Below are 17,488 nucleotides of genomic sequence, written 5' to 3'. Positions count from 1 at the left end.
TTATTTCTTATGTCGAATGCGCGGGTTAACCACGCCATACAGCAGATCAACCAGCAGGTTAACCAGGATAATCAGCACCGCCACCATCAGCACGCCGCCCTGCACCACCGGATAGTCGCGGCGTTGCAGCGCTTCGATCAGCCAGCGCCCGAGGCCCGGCCAGGAGAAGATAGTTTCCGTCAGGATGGCGCCCGCCAGCAGCGTGCCGACCTGCAGGCCGATAACGGTAACCACCGGCAGCATGGCGTTGCGCAGCGCATGCACCACGATGACGCGCATACGCGTCAGCCCTTTGGCGCGCGCGGTGCGGATATAGTCCTCACTCAGCACTTCCAGCATTGCCGAGCGCGTCATACGCACAATCACTGCCAGCGGAATGGTGCCCAGCACAATGGCTGGCAATATCATGTGCATCACGGCATCTTTGAAGTCGCCTGGCTCGCCCCAGAACAGGGTGTCGATCAGCATAAAGCCGGTCAGCGGATTGCTGTCATCCAGGAACACGGTATCGCCCACGCGCCCCGATACCGGGGTCAGGTTAAGCTGCACCGATACCAGCATAATCAGCATGATGCCCCACCAGAAAATAGGCATAGAGTAGCCGGTCAGCGAGATGCCTACCGCGGTGTGATCAAACACCGAGCCGCGTTTTACTGCCGCCAGTACGCCAACCGGAATGCCGAGCGCCACGGCGAAAATCATTGCGCAGATACCCAGCTCAAGCGTGGCTTTGAAGCGCGGCACAAACTCATCCCATACCGGGATACGGCTTTTTAGCGAAATACCGAGATCGCCATGCAATACGCCGTTGATGTAGGTGAGATACTGTTTCCACAGCGGTTGATCAAGACCAAGCTGAGCCAATAGCTGCGCGTGGCGTTCGGGGGAGATCCCGCGTTCTCCCGCCATGATCAGCACCGGATCGCCGGGGATCAAATGGACAAACGCGAAGGTTAGTAAGGTAATGCCGATAAACGTTGGGATAACAAGGCCCAGACGTCGGAATATGAACTGCAACATAATCCGGTTTCTCTCGTTACCCTGCGGCCGTCGCCGAAGGGTTAATTATTGCTCACATCTGACGATCGGGTAGCCCCGACCGCGACGCAGACAGGCCGCGCCTCTACCGTTTCCAGTAACACAGGGGGGTAAAACCGGGGCGGCTCACGCCAGCCCCGAAAAACGACAAGGCTTATTCCTGAACGTCTACCTGGGCAAAATAGTGTCCGCCAAGCGGATCCACTTTGTAGCCGGAGACTTTTTTGCTGACCGGTTCGTATACCGTTGAGTGCGCAATCATCAACGCCGGGACCTGGTCATGCATGATCACCTGAGCCTGTTTGTAATAGGCCGCGCGTTTAGCCTGGTCAGCTGTGGCACGGGCAGGCTGGATCTGATCTTCAAAGGACTTGTCACACCAGCGAGAGTAGTTAGAGCCATCTTTCGCCGCTGAGCAGCTAAACAGGGTCGCCAGGAAGTTATCCGGATCCCCATTGTCGCCGGTCCAGCCCATCATTACGGTCTGATGCTCGCCCGCTTTGGCGCGTTTCAGGTACTCGCCCCACTCGTAAGTGACGATTTTGGCCTTCACGCCAATCTTCGCCCAGTCAGCCTGAACCATTTCCGCCATACGACGGGCGTTCGGGTTGTAAGGACGCTGCACCGGCATCGCCCACAGGTCGATAGAGAAGCCGTCCGGCAGACCCGCTTCTTTCAGCAGCTCTTTGGCTTTCGCCGGGTCATAAGGATAATCCTGCACCGCGTCGTTGTAGCCCCACATGGTTGGCGGGATCAGGTTTTTAGCCGGCTGGCCAGCGCCCTGATAAACGGCGGAGATAATCGCTTGCTTGTTTACCGCCAGGGTCAGCGCCTGACGCACCTTGACGTTATCCAGCGGTTTTTTCTCAACGTTGTAGGAGAGATAGCCGACGTTCAGGCCAGCCTGCTCATACAGGTTGATGTTTTTATCCTGCTTCATCCGCGCGATATCCGCCGGGTTCGGATACGGCATCACCTGACATTCGCCTTTCTGCAGCTTGGCATAGCGCACGGACGCGTCCGGAGTGATAGAGAACACCAGGCGATCGATTTTCGGCTTGGTGCCCCAGTAATCCGGGTTCGCTTTGTACAGGATGCGGGAATCTTTCTGGTACTGCAGCAGCTGGAACGGACCGGTGCCGACCGGGTTCAGGTCCACTTTCTCCGGCGTGCCCGCTTTCAGCATATTGTCCGCGTACTCTTTCGACATAATGGAGGCGAAGTCCATCCCCAGGTCGGCGAGGAACGGCGATTCGGGACGCGTCAGCACGAAGCGTACGGTGTAGTCGTCGACTTTTTCGATTTTGCCGATCAGCGCAGGCATGTCCATGCCTTCGAAGTACTCGTAGCTGCCGCCGGAAACATTATGGTACTTGTTGTTTTTATCCAGCTGGCGTTCGAAGGTAAACACGACATCGTCGGCGTTAAAATCGCGCGTCGGTTTGAAGTCTTTGGTGGTTTGCCACTTCACGCCCTTACGCAGGTGGAAAGTGTACGTTTTGCCATCATCGCTGATGTCCCACTTCTCAGCCAGCGCCGAATGCAGCTCGGTGGTGCCGATAGTGAATTCCACCAGGCGGTTATAGATCTGACGTGAGCTGGCATCATAGGTGGTGCCAGAGGTAAACAGCTGAGGGTTAAAGCCTTCAGGCGAACCTTCTGAACAGTAAACGAGGGTTTTCGCCTGGACACCTGCGGCAACGGTCATGGCAATCAGGCTCAGACCGACCTTCAGCATCCTGGATTTAGCCAGGGAGTTGATCATGCTTTTGCTCCATTGTGATGTGTTGTTGTGTGTATTGCCTGACCTCTGTTTTTTTTATGCGGTCGAGGCAGGTCATCTGACGATGACCCAAAGAGCGAAGTGTTTTTTTGTGAGAACCTGACACCGTGGAATCTGTCAGAGTAATCCGCTTCTGCATCTTTATTGACGCATCAATTTGTCAACAGTTGCAAAGAACGTCAATACAACCGTGAGTTATTTACACAGAGTGTGAGTAACCGCAAGCAACGATAAAAAAAACCTTTTGCCGCCTGAAGCAGTTGAAAAATTTGTTTATCGCCTTGCCATGCCGCTCAACCTTCTGGTGAAAAGCTGAACGGATAGTTATTCTCACCGCTAAAAAACGTTCAAAATTTATCGTTAAACGTTGAATAACTAAACGATTCGTCGTGCGTTATGACGTTCAGGCAGCGAAATATGCTGGCTCGCAGCCATAAGAAATCAGCAAAAAGCAGGAAACGGTCATAAGCAGAATGTGTTGCGAATTAAGATGGCAGGCGTGACAGCGTCAGGGTTTGATAAGTAAAAAAAGAGATAATGGGGATTAAGAAGAGTAATTTGCCTGGAGTGGCGGTATTAAGGAGTTATCAAAAAATCACAGCGGAAAAAGCATCAATATAATAGAGCTTTGGCCACTGAAACAAACCAGTCTTTCTGGTCAAGGCGTTGTCTCGCTTCGCTCGGCGCAAACCTCCTTCGGAGGTTCTCATCCTCATTGACTTCAGACGAAAAAAAACCTGCTTTAACAAGCAGGTTTTTCTGATTTGGTCGGTGAGAGAGGATTCGAACCTCCGACCCCTTCGTCCCGAACGAAGTGCGCTACCAGGCTGCGCCACTCACCGATGGGGGCGCATCTTACTGCGCCTGATACAGAGCGTCAACCGCTTTTTTGCTTTCGCCGCCCGATCGCCTGGAAAGCACACAGCAGCGGGAAAACGCTCACGACTCAATAAGTTCCAGGCAGCAATCAGAGCGTTTTAGCGTTCTGGGCCGCAGGCGCCTGGCACCAGTTATTTGCCGACTTGATGCCGCCGTTCGGCGAGGTGTAACCCAGACAGCCGAGGATAGAATCAAACAGCTCAACGTGACGATGCGCTTTGCCAATACGCTGCTGCGCCTGTAACCGCTCAAAGTTGCTGCGGTTAAGGGGATCAGCCAGGTACTTATCCGATGCCCAGACCATCATCGGCACGCGGAACTGCTCCGGCGGCGCCATTTCACGCGGCGTACCGTGCAGATGCATATTTTCACTGATGGACTCGCCGTGATCCGCCGCATAGAAAACGATCGCTTTCTTATCACGCAGCTGGTCAAGCACGCTGTCCAGCATGGTGTCGATATAAAGCACTGAATTATCGTAGGCGTTGATCAGCTGCGCTTTGCTGCAAGTATCGTCCACACCCATGCATTCCGGTTGATAGCGGGCGAAATCACGCGGATAACGCTTGGAGTAGAGATAATGCGAACCTTTAGTATGCAGAATGACCAGATGTTTGCCTTGCGGATGGCTATCCAGCGACGCCTTCAGCTCCGGCACCAGCAGCATGTCATCCACCGCTTTACCCTGGTTGCGCTTCTCCGAACCGATCTGCTCGCGGAAAGCAAAGTTATCGACTTTGGTATTATCGTAGAACCACACCTCGCTCTGCATGGCGAACAGCTCAGAGGTGAAGCCCAGCTCTTTCATTACCGCGAAAATATTCTGCTCTTTCAGCGTGCGGCCAGGGCTATCCTCGGTGCCGCCCTCGCGCACAAACATGCAGCGTAACGAAAGTTTGGTTGCGGTATCACAGGATTCACCGCGAAATGCCACCAGGTTTTTCTCTTTCGAGAGCTTCGGCGTGGTGTCGCGGTTATAGCCGAGCATCCCCATATGATCCCAGCGCGTGGTTTCACCAATCACAAACACCACGTAGGTATCGTCGATACCCGGCGGCGCCACATAGGTGAACTTTTTCGCCGGATCTAACAGCTCATTGCTGTCTACGCTTTCATCGATATGTGTCCAGGCAAACAGGCCAACAGCCGCCAGCCAGTTCGATGGCAAATAAGAGTGCGCCACGATGCCGCCGTAACTGGGAAGATCGATATTGGTAATATCTTCGTTGGTCTTTTGTAACTTATCCAGATAGCGAATCGGCAACCAGACCAGCGCCACGGCCAGCAGCATAATCACGACCGGCTTCAATCGCTGCCCCGGCGTTTTCAGCTGCTCCCTCAGCGTCAGGCTGAGGTTATTGCGCCAGATCATCAGCAGCGGCAAGGCGCTGACCAGCACCATCCACGCGACAAAATGCAGCCCGACGACCTCTTTTGACAGATCGATATCGGTGGTCATCACCGACGCCACTACGCCGTAGCCAATCACTACGTTAAAGAAAGCCATGTAATAGGCTGAGGCGACGGAAATCAGCACCAGCAGGCTGGCCAGCACGCGATAAATTCGCCTTCCGCCCAGCGACAATAAACGCATCAGGAAAAAAGTCAGCAGAACAATCGCGATAACTTCGGTAGCGGCAGAGAACCAGTTGGTTGCTGTGGATTTATGAATAAAGCCATCAAAGCGGCGATAAAAAATCGGTAAATTCAACAAGATGCCAATATATAACGCCAGCAGCAGCGACAGCTTTTGCTGGGTTAACGTTTTAATATAATTCATGAGAGGTAATTTTCCTGGCCTGGTATCAATATGCTAAACGCTATTGTGACCCTCTGAACGCGTCAGAGTTCGCTTCATCAACGCATAAGATATGGCAGGCCCTGACGGGAGAATGCAGAACAAGGTAAAAGCGATTTACATGAAGCGGCATAGTAGAACATTTGTACAGATGTAAAACCAGCGGTTTCACGGTCACGACAGTGAGATTAGTCCTGGAGAGGCGCAAAAGGGCCAAACAGCGCTACCGGCACCTTCGCGATTTTCTGTACGGAAAGCACGATGAAAGAGAGTGAAAAGAGCCTGTTAAAACCTGACGGGCCCGCTAAGCGGGCCCGTCAGGCAGGAAATCAGCGAATAATATTCAGGGTAACGTCGATATTGTCGCGCGTTGCATTAGAGTAAGGGCAAACGATATGCGCAGCATCCACCAGCTTTTGCGCATCTGCTTCATCCATGCCCGGCAGATTGATATTCAGGGTTGCTTCAATGCCGAATCCGGTCGGAAGCGGCCCGATGCCCACTTCGCCTTCAATCCACGCATCCTTAGGCAGAGTAATTTTGTCGCGCGAAGCGACAAATTTCATCGCGCCGAGGAAGCAGGCGGAATAGCCCGCAGCGAACAGCTGCTCCGGGTTGGTGACTTCGCCGCCCGCGCCGCCCATCTCTTTCGGCACACCCAGTTTCACATCCAGCACGCCGTCGGAAGAGGTAGCACGACCGTCACGACCACCGGTGGCTTTGGCTTTTGCACGATACACAACTTTTTCTAAAGACATACAACCCTCGCTTACTTGTGCTATTTAATAGCGCACCATTTATACCACTATATCTTGCGCCGATTGTTATGTCACCTGAGTGACGAAGTTGAATCTCTGCGTGATGTTGATGCCTGGCATCAACATCACGGTAATAATTTTAGATCACTTTTGGCGGCTGAGATTATCTCTCAGCTCATCCAGCTGCTGTTTCAGGGCGTGCAGGGTTTCGCTGTCGCAGGCTGAGGCGCACTGTATCGCTTCCGGAATCGCCCCGGCCTTGCTGCGCAGGGCGCGTCCCGCTTCGGTCAGGGTAACCGCTACCTGACGTTCATCCTGACGCGAACGCTGACGTTGAATCAGTCCGGCGCTCTCCAGCCGTTTCAGCAGCGGCGTCAGGGTAGCTGAGTCAAGGAACAACGGCTCCCCGATTTCCGAGACGGTAAGATCATCTTTTTCCCACAGCACCAGCATCACCAGATACTGCGGATAGGTGATCTCCAGCTGCGCCAGCAGCTGCCGGTAGACCTTATGCATCGCCAGATTAGCGGAATAAAGAGCGAAACAGAGCTGTTGATCGAGCAACAGTGGCGCCTCGTTCACTTTTTTGTCATCTTGATTACTGTTCATGAAGAACAATATAAATAGCGCGCCAGATAATTGCAAGCAACCTTTTACCATCCGGGGGTGAAATGATGATTTTTTCACTGGAAGAACAGGCGCGGCGCTATGCCACAACAGCCCATGCGGAAATGGGGCAACGCCGGAAATACACCGATGAACCCTATATTGTCCATCCGGCGGCGGTAGTGGAGCTGGTACGCAGCGTCACCGACGATGAGGTGATGCTGGCGGCGGCCTGGCTGCACGATACCGTTGAAGATACGCCCACGACATTACAGGATATTGAGTCCCATTTTGGCGAGCCGGTAGCGCGTCTGGTCGCGATGCTGACCGACAGCGCGCAACCCCATGCCCGCAACCGCGCGGCGCGCAAGCTGGCGCACTTTCGCCATACGGCAGATGCCGCGCCCGAGGCGCAAACCATTAAGCTGGCGGACATCATCGACAACACGCGATCCATTGTGCGTTTCGATCCCCACTTCGCTCGCGTTTATCTGGTGGAAAAACGTATCCAGATTGATCTGCTGAAGCAGGGCAACACGCGTCTGTGGCAGCAGGCGTCAACCGTTATCGCAAACGGCATCGATCAGCTGGCGCAGCCGCCGTACAGCGTGCCTGAAAGCTGGTTTGTGAAGCAGGCGGCGAAATATGGCGGGTTAAGCTAAGCAGAAAAAACCCGCCGGTCGGCGGGTTGAGAAGGCTTATTTTTGGTTCAACAATTGTCGGCCAAGGTAGGGATTGGTATGCAGTAATTGCATCAGTTTTTGTGCTGTTGCTGAAGGACGTGTGCGGCGCGTTTCCCATTTCTTCACTGCCGAAACGCTCACCCCCATCACTTTGGCAAATTCATCGACCTGCATACCGGTCATTTCACGTAAGCGTTGCGGTTCGGGAATGAATTCTTCTTTGATTCGGATTTCTGAAACGCAAGGCTTACCATCACGTGTCAAAACAATCTGCTCAAGGCTGCTGAGCAACTCGGTCATTGGATCTTTAATTTCCATAGGGAACTCCTTAAAACTCACTATGAAGCACGTGAAAGGGACGGAGGCAAAAACCTGAAGCTCAGGTTCTGAAAGCCGGTTGTTTCAGGCTGTATCCCGCAAGGGTTTGTTATGGTTGTTTTCTGGAAACCATTACGGGACACAGCCTGCTGCGCACTGCTATTCGGTATCAGGACAATGCAACAAATAACCGGGATCCTAATTATTAGTAGAAACCACGCCGTTTGCCGCTTCCTCACTGACTAATTTTTCTTCCGAGCTTATGCTTTTTATGTTGTCGCCGCGCTAAATGTTTGAGTTTTCAGATAATGCCGCATGCTTATTCATCAGAAAAATTTTTCTGTTATGGACAGACTTGTCATGCGCTCCGGAAACGCCTTGTTTAACTTTTTGCTTAACACATCTCTCCAGCAAGAAAAGAGCCAGATCTGCATCCTGTTGATTCTGATAACTTTCGGTAAGTAACCTTTATTTTTATCCACGTTTTTTTGCACACTTTTCGCCCTTTTTCTGCACCATCAGCGCGCATTGCCCTGAAGGCGGCACGGTAAGAAATCACTGCGCTTCACCTCCCCGTCGCGAATAAAAAATAAATCCCATTAATTAACAGAGAATTAGCACTTTCTTTGGCCTGGCTTGCGCGAACCAATAGCAGATTGGTTCGGTTCTTGCGTAGAGAAATAAAACAGATTGAGCGCCAGACCTTCGATTCCGGAGATTTGAGGCCCGCAAACAGGCTGTTTCGACCTAAAAAGTGAGCGAACCAATCATGAGTGATACGCCTGAAATCCGCACCAATTCCCATTCTGCGCTGGAAAAGCTTCGCCAGCTGGTTCAACAGCTGGACGCAACCCCGGAACGGCCGCTGCCTACCGAGCGTGAGCTGGCCGAGCGGTTTGCCGTGGGTCGGCGGGAAATCCGGCGTGCTCTCGATGTGCTGGAAGAGGAAGGCCGCATCTGGCGTAAACAGGGTAAAGGCACCTTTGTCGGGCCCGCCGCGCCGGTGCAACCGCTGGTGCTGCAGGATCTTCCGCAACAGTCGAACCTGCTGGAAGTCATGGAGGCGCGCTTGCAGCTGGAGCCGGGTCTGGCGCGCATGGCGGCATTACGCGCCAGCAAAGAGCAGATCGCCCTGATGACGCGGCTACTGGAGCGTATGCATCACATCACGCCCGGCGATGACGATCAGCATGAGCTTTGGGACAGCGCCTTTCATCGCGCCATTGCCGAAGCGGCAGGCAACCGGCTGATGCTCGGCTTGTTCGACGCCATTGACGCCGTACGTCGCGATCCGGGCTGGCAGCATCTGCGCGTGCAGGCGCGCACCCCGGCGCGTCTCAACAGCTACGACGATCATCACGCCCGGCTGGTGAGCTGTATCGCCAACCGGCAGCCAGCCGAAGCCGCTGCGGCCATGCGCGAACATCTGCTGGCGCTGCAACAGGCCATGACCGAAACCCTTTACCAACCGGAGGAAGCGTCACTATGAGCGCTAACGACGCTACGCCCGTGCTGGCGGTACGCAATCTTCGCGTCCAGTTTCGCGGCTCGCCCGTCACCGTACTGGACAACATCTCTCTGACGTTACAGGCCGGTGAAACCCTGGCGCTGGTCGGCGAATCGGGCTGCGGTAAAAGTATCACCTCGCTGGCCCTGATGGGGCTGCTGCCCGCCAGCGCAGAGATTTTGCAGGGCGAGATGCGTTTTATCGGCAACGATCTGCGCCATCTGAAAGCAGGAGACTACGCCAACCTGCGCGGCAACCAGCTGGCGATGATCTTTCAGGAGCCGATGACCTCGCTCAACCCCGCCTTTACCCTTGGCGATCAGCTCAGCGAGGCGGTGATACGTCACCGTCACGTCAGCCGTCGCGAGGCGATGGACGTGGCGCTGGCGGTGCTGGAGAAGGTACAGATTCCCGCTCCGGCGATGCGCCTGAAGGCGTACCCGCACCAGCTCTCCGGCGGGATGCGCCAGCGCGTAATGATCGCTATGGCGCTGATTAACCATCCTCAGCTGCTGATTGCCGACGAGCCGACAACCGCCCTCGACGTCACCATCCAGGCGCAGATCCTCGATCTGCTCAACACGCTGAAAAAAGAAACCGGCACTGCGGTGCTGATGATCACCCATGATTTGGGCGTGGTCGCCGAAGTGGCGCAGCGCGTGGCGGTGATGTACGCCGGGCAGGTTGTGGAAACCGGCAGCGTGGAGGCGATTTTCAACGATCCGCAACACCCTTATACCATCGGGCTGATGGGTTCGATTCCCAGCCTGGCCGCGCGCAGTGGCAGCTTAGCCACCATTCCCGGCAACGTCCCGCTGCCGGAACAGATGCCCGCAGGCTGTCGCTTTGCCACGCGTTGTCCCTTTGCCGAAACGCGCTGCCATCTGACGCGCCCTGCCCTGCGCAACATCGCAGGCGATCATCAGGTGGCCTGCTTTCGTGCGCCGCTGGAAGAACATGTCACCCTGGGAGAGATCGCATGAGCACACCGATTCTGGAATGTCGCGACCTGAGCAAAACTTTCGCCGGTCCGACGCGGCTATTCAAACGCAATAGCCAGGTGACGGCGGTGGATCGCGTTTCGCTACAGGTTAAGGCGGGCGAGACGCTGGCCATTGTGGGCGAGTCCGGCTCCGGCAAGTCGACCCTTGGCCGTCTGCTGCTGCGTTTGCTCGACGCCAGCCAGGGCGACGTTTTTTATCAGGGCGAAGCGATTACCGATGCCAGCGGCGCGCGCCTTAACCAGCTGCGGCGCGAGCTGCAAATCATTTTTCAGGATCCCTTCGCCTCGCTCAATCCGCGCATGACGGTGGAGAATATTGTTGGCGAACCGCTGTGGCTGCATGAATCCCTGAGCAGCGATGGTCGGCGCGAGCGTGTGCATGAACTGCTGCGCACCGTGGGCCTGCCCGCCGCCTGGGCGCAGCGTTATCCGCACGAGTTTTCCGGCGGCCAGCGTCAGCGCATCGGCATAGCCCGCGCGCTCGCCTCCGGGCCAAAGCTGCTACTCGGCGATGAGCCGGTCTCCGCGCTGGATGTCTCGGTGCAGGCGCAGGTGGTGAACCTGCTGGAGAACCTGAAGCAGCAGTTTGGCCTGACGATGATTATCGTGGCTCACGGTCTGGCGGTGATCCGTCACATGAGCGATCGCGTGGCGGTGATGTATCTGGGGCAGATTGTCGAGCTGGCCCACGTTGACGAGATTTTTGACGCGCCGCTGCATCCCTATACCCAGGCGCTGATCGCCTCTGCGCCGCAGTTGCAGCCAGGCGTGACGCGCGCCATCCCGATGTTGCAGGGCGATCTGCCGAATCCCGCAGCGCCGCCCTCCGGCTGCCGTTTTCATACCCGTTGTCCTTACGCCACCGACGAGTGTCGCCAGTTTGAGCCGATCAATCAGGTTCTGGCCGGAGGCCGTCAGGTGGCCTGCCATCGCTGGCAGGAAGTGAATCGTGACCGCAGCGTGATCGCCATCGCGCCGCCTTCCGCCGCCTTTTTACGTCGCCGCACCCTGTTTGAGCAGGCGGCAAGTCAGCAATCTTAATCTCTGGAGAAATGCCGTGAAGAAAGCTCGTGATACTTTGTTAACCGCGCTTGGCGGTTTGATGCTGCTGGGCGCCAGCGCGCATAGCCAGGCCGAAAGCGTGATTCGCATCGGGCTGGGCGCCGATCCGGATATGCTCGATCCGCATCTGGCGCGCACCTACTATGGCCGTTTCGTCTTTGCCGCCATGTGCGATCGCCTGGTGGATATCGACCAGAATTTGAAAATCGTTCCCGGCCTCGCCACTGACTGGGCGTGGAGCGATGACGGCAAAACCCTGACGATGAACCTGCGCGACGGGGTGACCTTTCACGACGGCGAAAAATTCGACGCCAACGCGGTGAAGTTCAACATTGAACGTGCGCTGACTCTGCCCGGCTCGCTGCGTAAAAGTGAAATCTCCTCGATTCAGAGCGTGGAAGTCAGCGGCCCGATGCAGGTGAAATTCCATCTGAAAACCCCGGACGCCGCCCTGCTCAGCCAGCTTACCGATCGCGCCGGGGCGATGCTGGCGCCGGACGCGGCGAAGAAACCCGATTTCGTTACTCATCCGGTCTGCTCCGGTCCTTACCAGTTTGTGAGCCGCGTGCAGCAGGATCGCATCGTACTGAAACGCTATGAAAACTACTGGAACAAAGGCGCTTATCACTTTGATAAGGTGATTTTCCTGCCGATTCCTGACGCGTCGGTACGACTGGCGAACCTGCGCGCCGGGGACCTCGATCTTACTGAAGGCATCTCTGCCAGCGATGTGAAAACCGTGCAGGCTGACAGCAAGCTGGCGCTGGCGAAAGTCACCGGCCTCGGTTATCAGGGCATCACCTTTAACATCAATAACGGCAAGGTCGACCCAAAAAGCCCGTTTAAAGATGCGCGCGTACGCGAAGCCTTCTCACTGGCGATCGATCGCGATGCGCTGAACCAGGTGGCTTTTGAAGGCCTTTACGCACCCGCCAACCAGGCGCTCTCTACCGTCAGTCCGTACCATGTGAAGCTGCCGGTTCCCGCGCGCGACGTGGAAAAGGCCAAAGCCCTGCTGAAAGCCGCCGGAGTGACCACGCCGCTGAACGTCACGCTGCTGGTGACCAACAACCCGACCGCGCAGCAGGTGGGCCAGGTGATCCAGGCGATGGTGAGCGAAGCGGGCTTTAACCTGAATCTGCAAATGAGCGAGTTCGCTACCCTGCTGGACCGTCAGCAGCGCGGCGATTTCGAACTGAGCCTGTCAGGCTGGTCTGGCCGTCCCGATCCCGATGGCAGCATCTACTCCTTTATCAACAGCAAAGGCACGCTCAACGACGGTCGCTACAGCAATGCGCAGGTCGACCAGTGGCTGAACGAAGCCCGCCAGACCAACGATCAGGCCGCGCGTCAGGCGCTGTATGACAAGGTAGTGGCGCAGCTGCAAACCGATATGCCTCTCGCCTATCTCTATTTTGAGCCGCGTATCTTCGGCATGACGAAAAAGCTGCAGGGCTTTAAAGCCTGGCCGGATGGTTTAGTGCGCCTGGCTGGCGTGCAGATGGCGCCCTGAGGCGTCTGAGGAGCGATAATGCTGGAATTGATCCTGAAACGTCTGCTATTGGCGATCCCGACCCTGCTGCTGGTCAGCATTATGGTGTTCGCCCTGCAAAAACTGCTGCCCGGCGATCCGGTACTGGCGATGGCTGGCGAGGAGCGCGATCCGGCGGTTATCGCTCAGCTGCGTGATGAGTACCATCTCAACGATCCGCTGCCGTCCCAGTATTTTTACTGGATCGGCAACGCCTTGCAGGGCGATCTGGGTATTTCGCTGCGCACCAAAGAGCCGGTTACCACGCTGATCGCCAGCAAGCTGCCGGTGACGCTGGAGCTGTCGCTGCTGGCGATGATTATCGCGCTGGTGATCGGCATCAGCATGGGAATTCTCGCGGCGGTGCGCAAAGGGAGCTGGGTCGATCACGGCAGCAATTTTATTGCGTTGTCGGGTATCTCGGTACCGCATTTCTGGCTGGGCATCCTGTTGATCCTGCTCTTTTCGGTGCATCTGCAATGGCTGCCCGCCTCGGGCTATGTGCCGCTCAGCGAGAGCGTGGCGCAAAATTTTAAAACGCTGCTGCTGCCTGCGCTGGTGCTGGGCACCGGGCTGGCGGCCACGCTGATGCGCCATACCCGTGCCTCGATGATCGCCGTGCTGAAGGCGGATTACATCCGCACCGCGCGCGCCAAAGGGCTGCTGCCGAACAAGGTGGTGCTGAAACATGCGTTCCGCAACGCGCTGGTGCCGGTCATCACCCTGACCACGCTGTTGTTTGGCGAACTGCTGGGCGGCGCGGTGCTGACCGAACAGGTTTTTACCCTGCCGGGCTTCGGCAAGATGATCGTGGATGCGGTGTTTAACCGTGACTACGCGGTGGTGCAGGGCGTGGTGCTGGTGGTGGCGATCGGCTTTTTACTGCTGAACCTGCTGGCCGATGTGCTTTACGTATTAATTAACCCGAAAATGCGAGGCTAATCATGAGCGAGGTGCTGACTGTCGCTGCGGCTCAGCCGCGTCAACGTGCCGGAAGCCGGGTGCTGAAGAAGTTTTTGCGTAACAAAAGCGCCCTGATCGGCGCGGCGATTGTGATTGTGTTTGTCGCCATGGCGCTGCTGGCGCCCTGGCTGGCGCCCGCCGATCCCATCAAAGCCAACTTTCTCGCGGTGCGTAAACCGCCTTCGGAGCTTTACTGGCTCGGCACTGACGAGCTGGGGCGCGATATTTTATCGCGCATGATCTGGGGAGCGCGCACGTCGCTGCTGGCAGGCTCGGTTTCGGTGCTGATCGCCATTCTTATCGGCGTGCCGCTGGGGTTGGTTGCAGGTTACTGGCAGGGCTGGTGTGACGGCATTATTTCGCGCTTTATCGAAGCGCTGCTCGCCTGCCCGTTTCTGATTCTGGCGATCGCGCTCGGCGCGTTTCTCGGCCCGAGCTTAACCAATGCGATGATCGCGATCGGCCTGTCGGCGATGCCGATTTTCGCCCGCCTGACGCGTGGTCAGGTGATTGCGATTCGCAATGAAGAGTATATCGACGGCGCGCGCGCCATCGGCCTGCCCGACCGCTGGATCATCCTGCGTTATGTGCTGCCGAACGTGATGTCGCCGATTCTGGTGCAGGCGACACTGGCTATCGCCTCGGCGATTATTACCGAGGCGAGCCTCTCATTTCTTGGTCTGGGTCAACAGCCGCCGTCGCCTTCGTGGGGCGCGATGTTGAATACTGCCAAAGGTTATCTGGAGCAGGCACCGTGGATGTCGGTTTTCCCCGGTCTTGCCATTTTTCTCATCGTGCAGGGTTTCAACCTGCTGGGTGACGGACTGCGCGACGCTCTCGATCCGCGCAATGACTGACAGTAAGGAACGGCTATGAGTGGAGAATTAGATTTTAACGTTGCCTATGCATCTCATCGTGTACCGATGATGGGGCGCAACGCGGTTGCAACCTCGCAGCCGCTGGCGGCGCAAGCGGGTATTCGTATTCTGCAGCAGGGCGGTAATGCGGTGGACGCCGCGATCGCCACGGCTATCGCCCTGACGGTGCTGGAACCCACCGGCAACGGCATCGGCAGCGACGCCTTCGCCATTATCTGGGATGGCAAAGAGCTGCATGGTCTGAACGCGTCTGGCCGTGCGCCCGCCGCCTGGAACCCGGAACGCTTTGCCGGACATGAAAAGATGCCGGAGCTGGGCTGGGATGCAGTTACCGTGCCGGGCGCCGTTTCCGCCTGGGTGACGCTGGCGGAACGTTTCGGCACTCTGCCGCTGACCACGCTGGCGCAGCCAGCGATTGAGTATGCGCGCAACGGCTTTCCGGTTTCGCCGCTGATCGGCCAGCTCTGGCAGCGCGGCTACAACAAGCTGAAAACAGAGCCAGGTTTCAGTGAATGCTTCGCCCCGGCAGGTCGTCCGCCGCGCATTGGCGAAATATTCCGTAACCCCGATCAGGCTGACACGCTGGAAAAAATCGCCGCCACTAATGGCGAGGCGTTTTATCGTGGCGAGTTGGCAGAAAAAATCGCCGCTTTTGCCCGCGAGCACAACGCCGCATTGACGCTGGAAGATTTAAAAAATCATCGCGCCGACTGGGTGAAAATGTTGTCGCGCCCGTTCGCAGGCGGGTCGGTGCATGAGCTGCCGCCGAACGGCCAGGGCATCGCCACGCTGATCGCGCTGGGCATTCTTGAGCAGTGGGATATTGGTCGTTACACGCCAGATTCCGTGCCCTGGCTGCACCTCTCCATTGAGGCGATGAAGCTGGCGCTGGTGGATCTGGAACGCTACGTGACCGATGAAGATCATCTGGAATTCCCTGCCGATTTGCTGTTAAGCGATGACTACCTGAAGCGCCGCGCGCAGCTGATCGATCCCGATAAAGCCAGCGATTTTACCTTTGGCTCGCCGCAGCAGAGCGGCACGGTTTATCTCTCGACTGCCGACGCCAGCGGCATGATGGTGTCGTTTATTCAGTCGAACTATATGGGTTTCGGTTCCGGCGTGGTGGTGCCAGGCACCGGCATCAGTTTGCAGAACCGTGGCGCGGGCTTCTCGCTCGATCCGCATCATCCCAACGTGGTAGCGGGCGGCAAGCGTCCATTCCATACCATTATTCCGGCCTTCGCGCTGGACGGCAACGGCGAGCCGCTGATGTCTTTCGGCGTAATGGGTGGGCCGATGCAGGCGCAAGGCCACCTGCAGATGGCGCTGCGCATTATGATGCACAAGCAAAACCCGCAGGCGGCAATCGACGCGCCGCGCTGGCGCGTGGTGCAGGGACGTGAAGTGATCGTCGAGCCGTCGATGGATCGCAATACGCTGGCCGCGCTGCGCAATATGGGTCATAACATCGTGCTGGAAGATCCGCTGTTGAGCTACAACTTCGGCGGCGCGCAGGCGATCGTCCGCGATCCGCAGGGTTTTTACGTGGCGGCGACGGAGAGTCGCAAAGATGGGCAGGCAATCGTGTTTTGATCGGGGTGCGGTCTGCTGACCGGAAACGCGCCGGCGTTTCGGGGCGGGCCGCATTTCCGCCTCACCCCGCGCTGAAATGCCGGCGCGTTTCACCCCTCAGCCTGAAGTCTCAAGCCGCCGCTACCGGCCTGACCCCCAGCGTGTGGCAAATCGCATAACTCATCTCGGCGCGGTTCAGGGTATAGAAATGGAAATCTTTTACCCCTTCCCGCGACAGGATTTTCACCATATCCATCGCAATGTTCGCGCCGACCATCTTGCGCGTTTCCGCATCATCGTCCAGTCCAGCGAACATCGCGTTCATCCAGCCCGGCACGCGTACGTTAGTCATGGTGGCGAAACGCTGCAGCTGCTTAAAGTTAGAAACCGGCAGAATACCCGGTACAATCTCTACATCAATTCCGGTGGCGACACAGCGATCGCGGAATCGCAGATAGCTTTCAACGTCAAAGAAGAACTGCGTAATGGCGCGGTTGGCGCCAGCGTCGATTTTGCGCTTCAGATTGATCAGATCTGACTGCGCGCTTTTGGCTTCCGGATGCACTTCCGGATAGGCGGCCACAGAAATATCAAAGTCGCCGACCTCTTTCAGCAGCGATACCAGATCGCAAGCATACATATCAGGCTTGCCGCTGCCCGGCGGCAGATCGCCGCGCAGCGCGACGATATGACGGATACCGTTATTCCAGTAATCCTGGGCGATAGTGCGCAGCTCATCGCGCGTGGCGTCGATACAGGTCAAATGCGGCGCCGCTTCCAGACCGGTACGATCCTTGATCCCCTTGATGATGCTGTGGGTGCGATCACGCTCGCCAGAGTTGGCGCCGTAGGTCACGGAAACGAATTTCGGCTTCAGACTGCTGAGCCGATCGATAGAGCTCCAGAGCGTCGCTTCCATTTCGCTGGTACGGGGCGGAAAGAACTCAAAAGAGACATTAATTTGCCCGTTCAGCTCAGCCAGGCTTTGGTTCAACGCTTCGCGCTGATTGGCATGAAAGAAACTCATCCTGTTACCTCATCGATCGTATCTGTAATTTTTATCGCCTGCGAACATCCATACGTTTAGACGTCCAGATGCTCAAAAT

Annotated in this window: 15 protein-coding genes and 1 tRNA gene; 8 read left to right on the top strand and 8 right to left on the bottom strand. The window is 56.6% G+C overall.

Features of this window, described 5'->3' with window-relative positions; genetic code table 11:
* The 6 genes from dppB to ABU178_RS00615 all read right to left on the bottom strand — a co-directional run bounded on the left by dppB (nt 1) and on the right by ABU178_RS00615 (nt 6,865).
* Entirely contained in the window at nt 1-1,020 is a 1,020-nt protein-coding gene (gene dppB / locus ABU178_RS00640; RefSeq protein ID WP_397210968.1) for a dipeptide ABC transporter permease DppB, read from the bottom strand.
* 172 nt (nt 1,021-1,192) lie between these two features.
* Nucleotides 1,193-2,803 carry a dipeptide ABC transporter periplasmic-binding protein DppA gene (gene dppA / locus ABU178_RS00635; RefSeq protein ID WP_397210966.1) on the bottom strand — a complete coding sequence of 537 codons (1,611 nt, stop codon included), beginning with the start codon at nt 2,801-2,803 and terminating at the stop codon, nt 1,193-1,195.
* A gap of 783 nt (nt 2,804-3,586) precedes the next feature.
* Nucleotides 3,587-3,663, bottom strand: a tRNA-Pro gene (locus ABU178_RS00630).
* A gap of 125 nt (nt 3,664-3,788) precedes the next feature.
* On the bottom strand, nt 3,789-5,480 hold the full coding sequence (eptB, locus tag ABU178_RS00625; RefSeq protein ID WP_397210964.1) for a kdo(2)-lipid A phosphoethanolamine 7''-transferase: 1,692 nt from the start codon (nt 5,478-5,480) through the stop codon (nt 3,789-3,791).
* Between the two features lie 347 nt (nt 5,481-5,827).
* On the bottom strand, nt 5,828-6,256 hold the full coding sequence (locus ABU178_RS00620; protein ID WP_397210962.1) for an organic hydroperoxide resistance protein: 429 nt from the start codon (nt 6,254-6,256) through the stop codon (nt 5,828-5,830).
* A 144-nt stretch (nt 6,257-6,400) separates the two neighbouring features.
* On the bottom strand, nt 6,401-6,865 hold the full coding sequence (locus ABU178_RS00615) for a MarR family winged helix-turn-helix transcriptional regulator (RefSeq protein ID WP_397210961.1): 465 nt from the start codon (nt 6,863-6,865) through the stop codon (nt 6,401-6,403).
* 65 nt (nt 6,866-6,930) lie between these two features.
* Between ABU178_RS00615 and ABU178_RS00610 the strand changes: the two genes are divergently transcribed.
* Nucleotides 6,931-7,524 carry an HD domain-containing protein gene (locus ABU178_RS00610; protein ID WP_397211138.1) on the top strand — a complete coding sequence of 198 codons (594 nt, stop codon included), beginning with the start codon at nt 6,931-6,933 and terminating at the stop codon, nt 7,522-7,524.
* A gap of 36 nt (nt 7,525-7,560) precedes the next feature.
* Here ABU178_RS00610 and ABU178_RS00605 read toward each other — a convergent pair whose 3' ends face one another.
* Nucleotides 7,561-7,863: an HTH-type transcriptional regulator gene (locus ABU178_RS00605; protein WP_397210960.1), complete on the bottom strand. Its 303-nt coding sequence runs from the start codon at nt 7,861-7,863 to the stop codon at nt 7,561-7,563.
* Between the two features lie 769 nt (nt 7,864-8,632).
* On the opposite strand from ABU178_RS00605, the gene ABU178_RS00600 reads away from it, so the two are divergent.
* The 7 genes from ABU178_RS00600 to ABU178_RS00570 all read left to right on the top strand — a co-directional run bounded on the left by ABU178_RS00600 (nt 8,633) and on the right by ABU178_RS00570 (nt 16,403).
* Nucleotides 8,633-9,352 carry a FadR/GntR family transcriptional regulator gene (locus ABU178_RS00600; protein WP_397210959.1) on the top strand — a complete coding sequence of 240 codons (720 nt, stop codon included), beginning with the start codon at nt 8,633-8,635 and terminating at the stop codon, nt 9,350-9,352.
* Complete coding sequence (locus ABU178_RS00595; RefSeq protein WP_397210958.1) at nt 9,349-10,353, top strand: ABC transporter ATP-binding protein; 1,005 nt, start codon at nt 9,349-9,351, stop codon at nt 10,351-10,353. The genes ABU178_RS00600 and ABU178_RS00595 overlap by 4 nt, the downstream gene beginning before the upstream one ends.
* Complete coding sequence (locus ABU178_RS00590; RefSeq protein WP_397210956.1) at nt 10,350-11,414, top strand: ABC transporter ATP-binding protein; 1,065 nt, start codon at nt 10,350-10,352, stop codon at nt 11,412-11,414. Before ABU178_RS00595 ends, ABU178_RS00590 begins: the two co-directional genes overlap by 4 nt.
* A 61-nt stretch (nt 11,415-11,475) precedes the next feature.
* Nucleotides 11,476-12,948, top strand: a complete 1,473-nt coding sequence (locus ABU178_RS00585) for an ABC transporter substrate-binding protein (protein WP_397211136.1) — start codon at nt 11,476-11,478, stop codon at nt 12,946-12,948.
* An 18-nt stretch (nt 12,949-12,966) separates the two neighbouring features.
* Nucleotides 12,967-13,908, top strand: coding sequence for an ABC transporter permease (locus ABU178_RS00580; protein WP_397210955.1), 942 nt, complete (start codon nt 12,967-12,969; stop codon nt 13,906-13,908).
* 2 nt (nt 13,909-13,910) lie between these two features.
* Nucleotides 13,911-14,786: an ABC transporter permease gene (locus ABU178_RS00575; protein ID WP_397210952.1), complete on the top strand. Its 876-nt coding sequence runs from the start codon at nt 13,911-13,913 to the stop codon at nt 14,784-14,786.
* A 15-nt stretch (nt 14,787-14,801) separates the two neighbouring features.
* A complete protein-coding gene (locus ABU178_RS00570; RefSeq protein WP_397210950.1) occupies nt 14,802-16,403 on the top strand; it encodes a gamma-glutamyltransferase family protein in 1,602 nt (533 codons plus the stop codon).
* A 109-nt stretch (nt 16,404-16,512) separates the two neighbouring features.
* Here ABU178_RS00570 and metF read toward each other — a convergent pair whose 3' ends face one another.
* Nucleotides 16,513-17,409, bottom strand: a complete 897-nt coding sequence (metF, locus tag ABU178_RS00565; protein ID WP_397210948.1) for a methylenetetrahydrofolate reductase — start codon at nt 17,407-17,409, stop codon at nt 16,513-16,515.
* Between the last annotated feature and the right edge of the window lie 79 nt (nt 17,410-17,488).

It is taken from the genome of Pantoea osteomyelitidis (genome assembly GCF_044342975.1).
Taxonomy (GTDB): domain Bacteria; phylum Pseudomonadota; class Gammaproteobacteria; order Enterobacterales; family Enterobacteriaceae; genus Pantoea; species Pantoea osteomyelitidis.
This window is presented reverse-complemented; position numbering and strand designations above follow the sequence as displayed.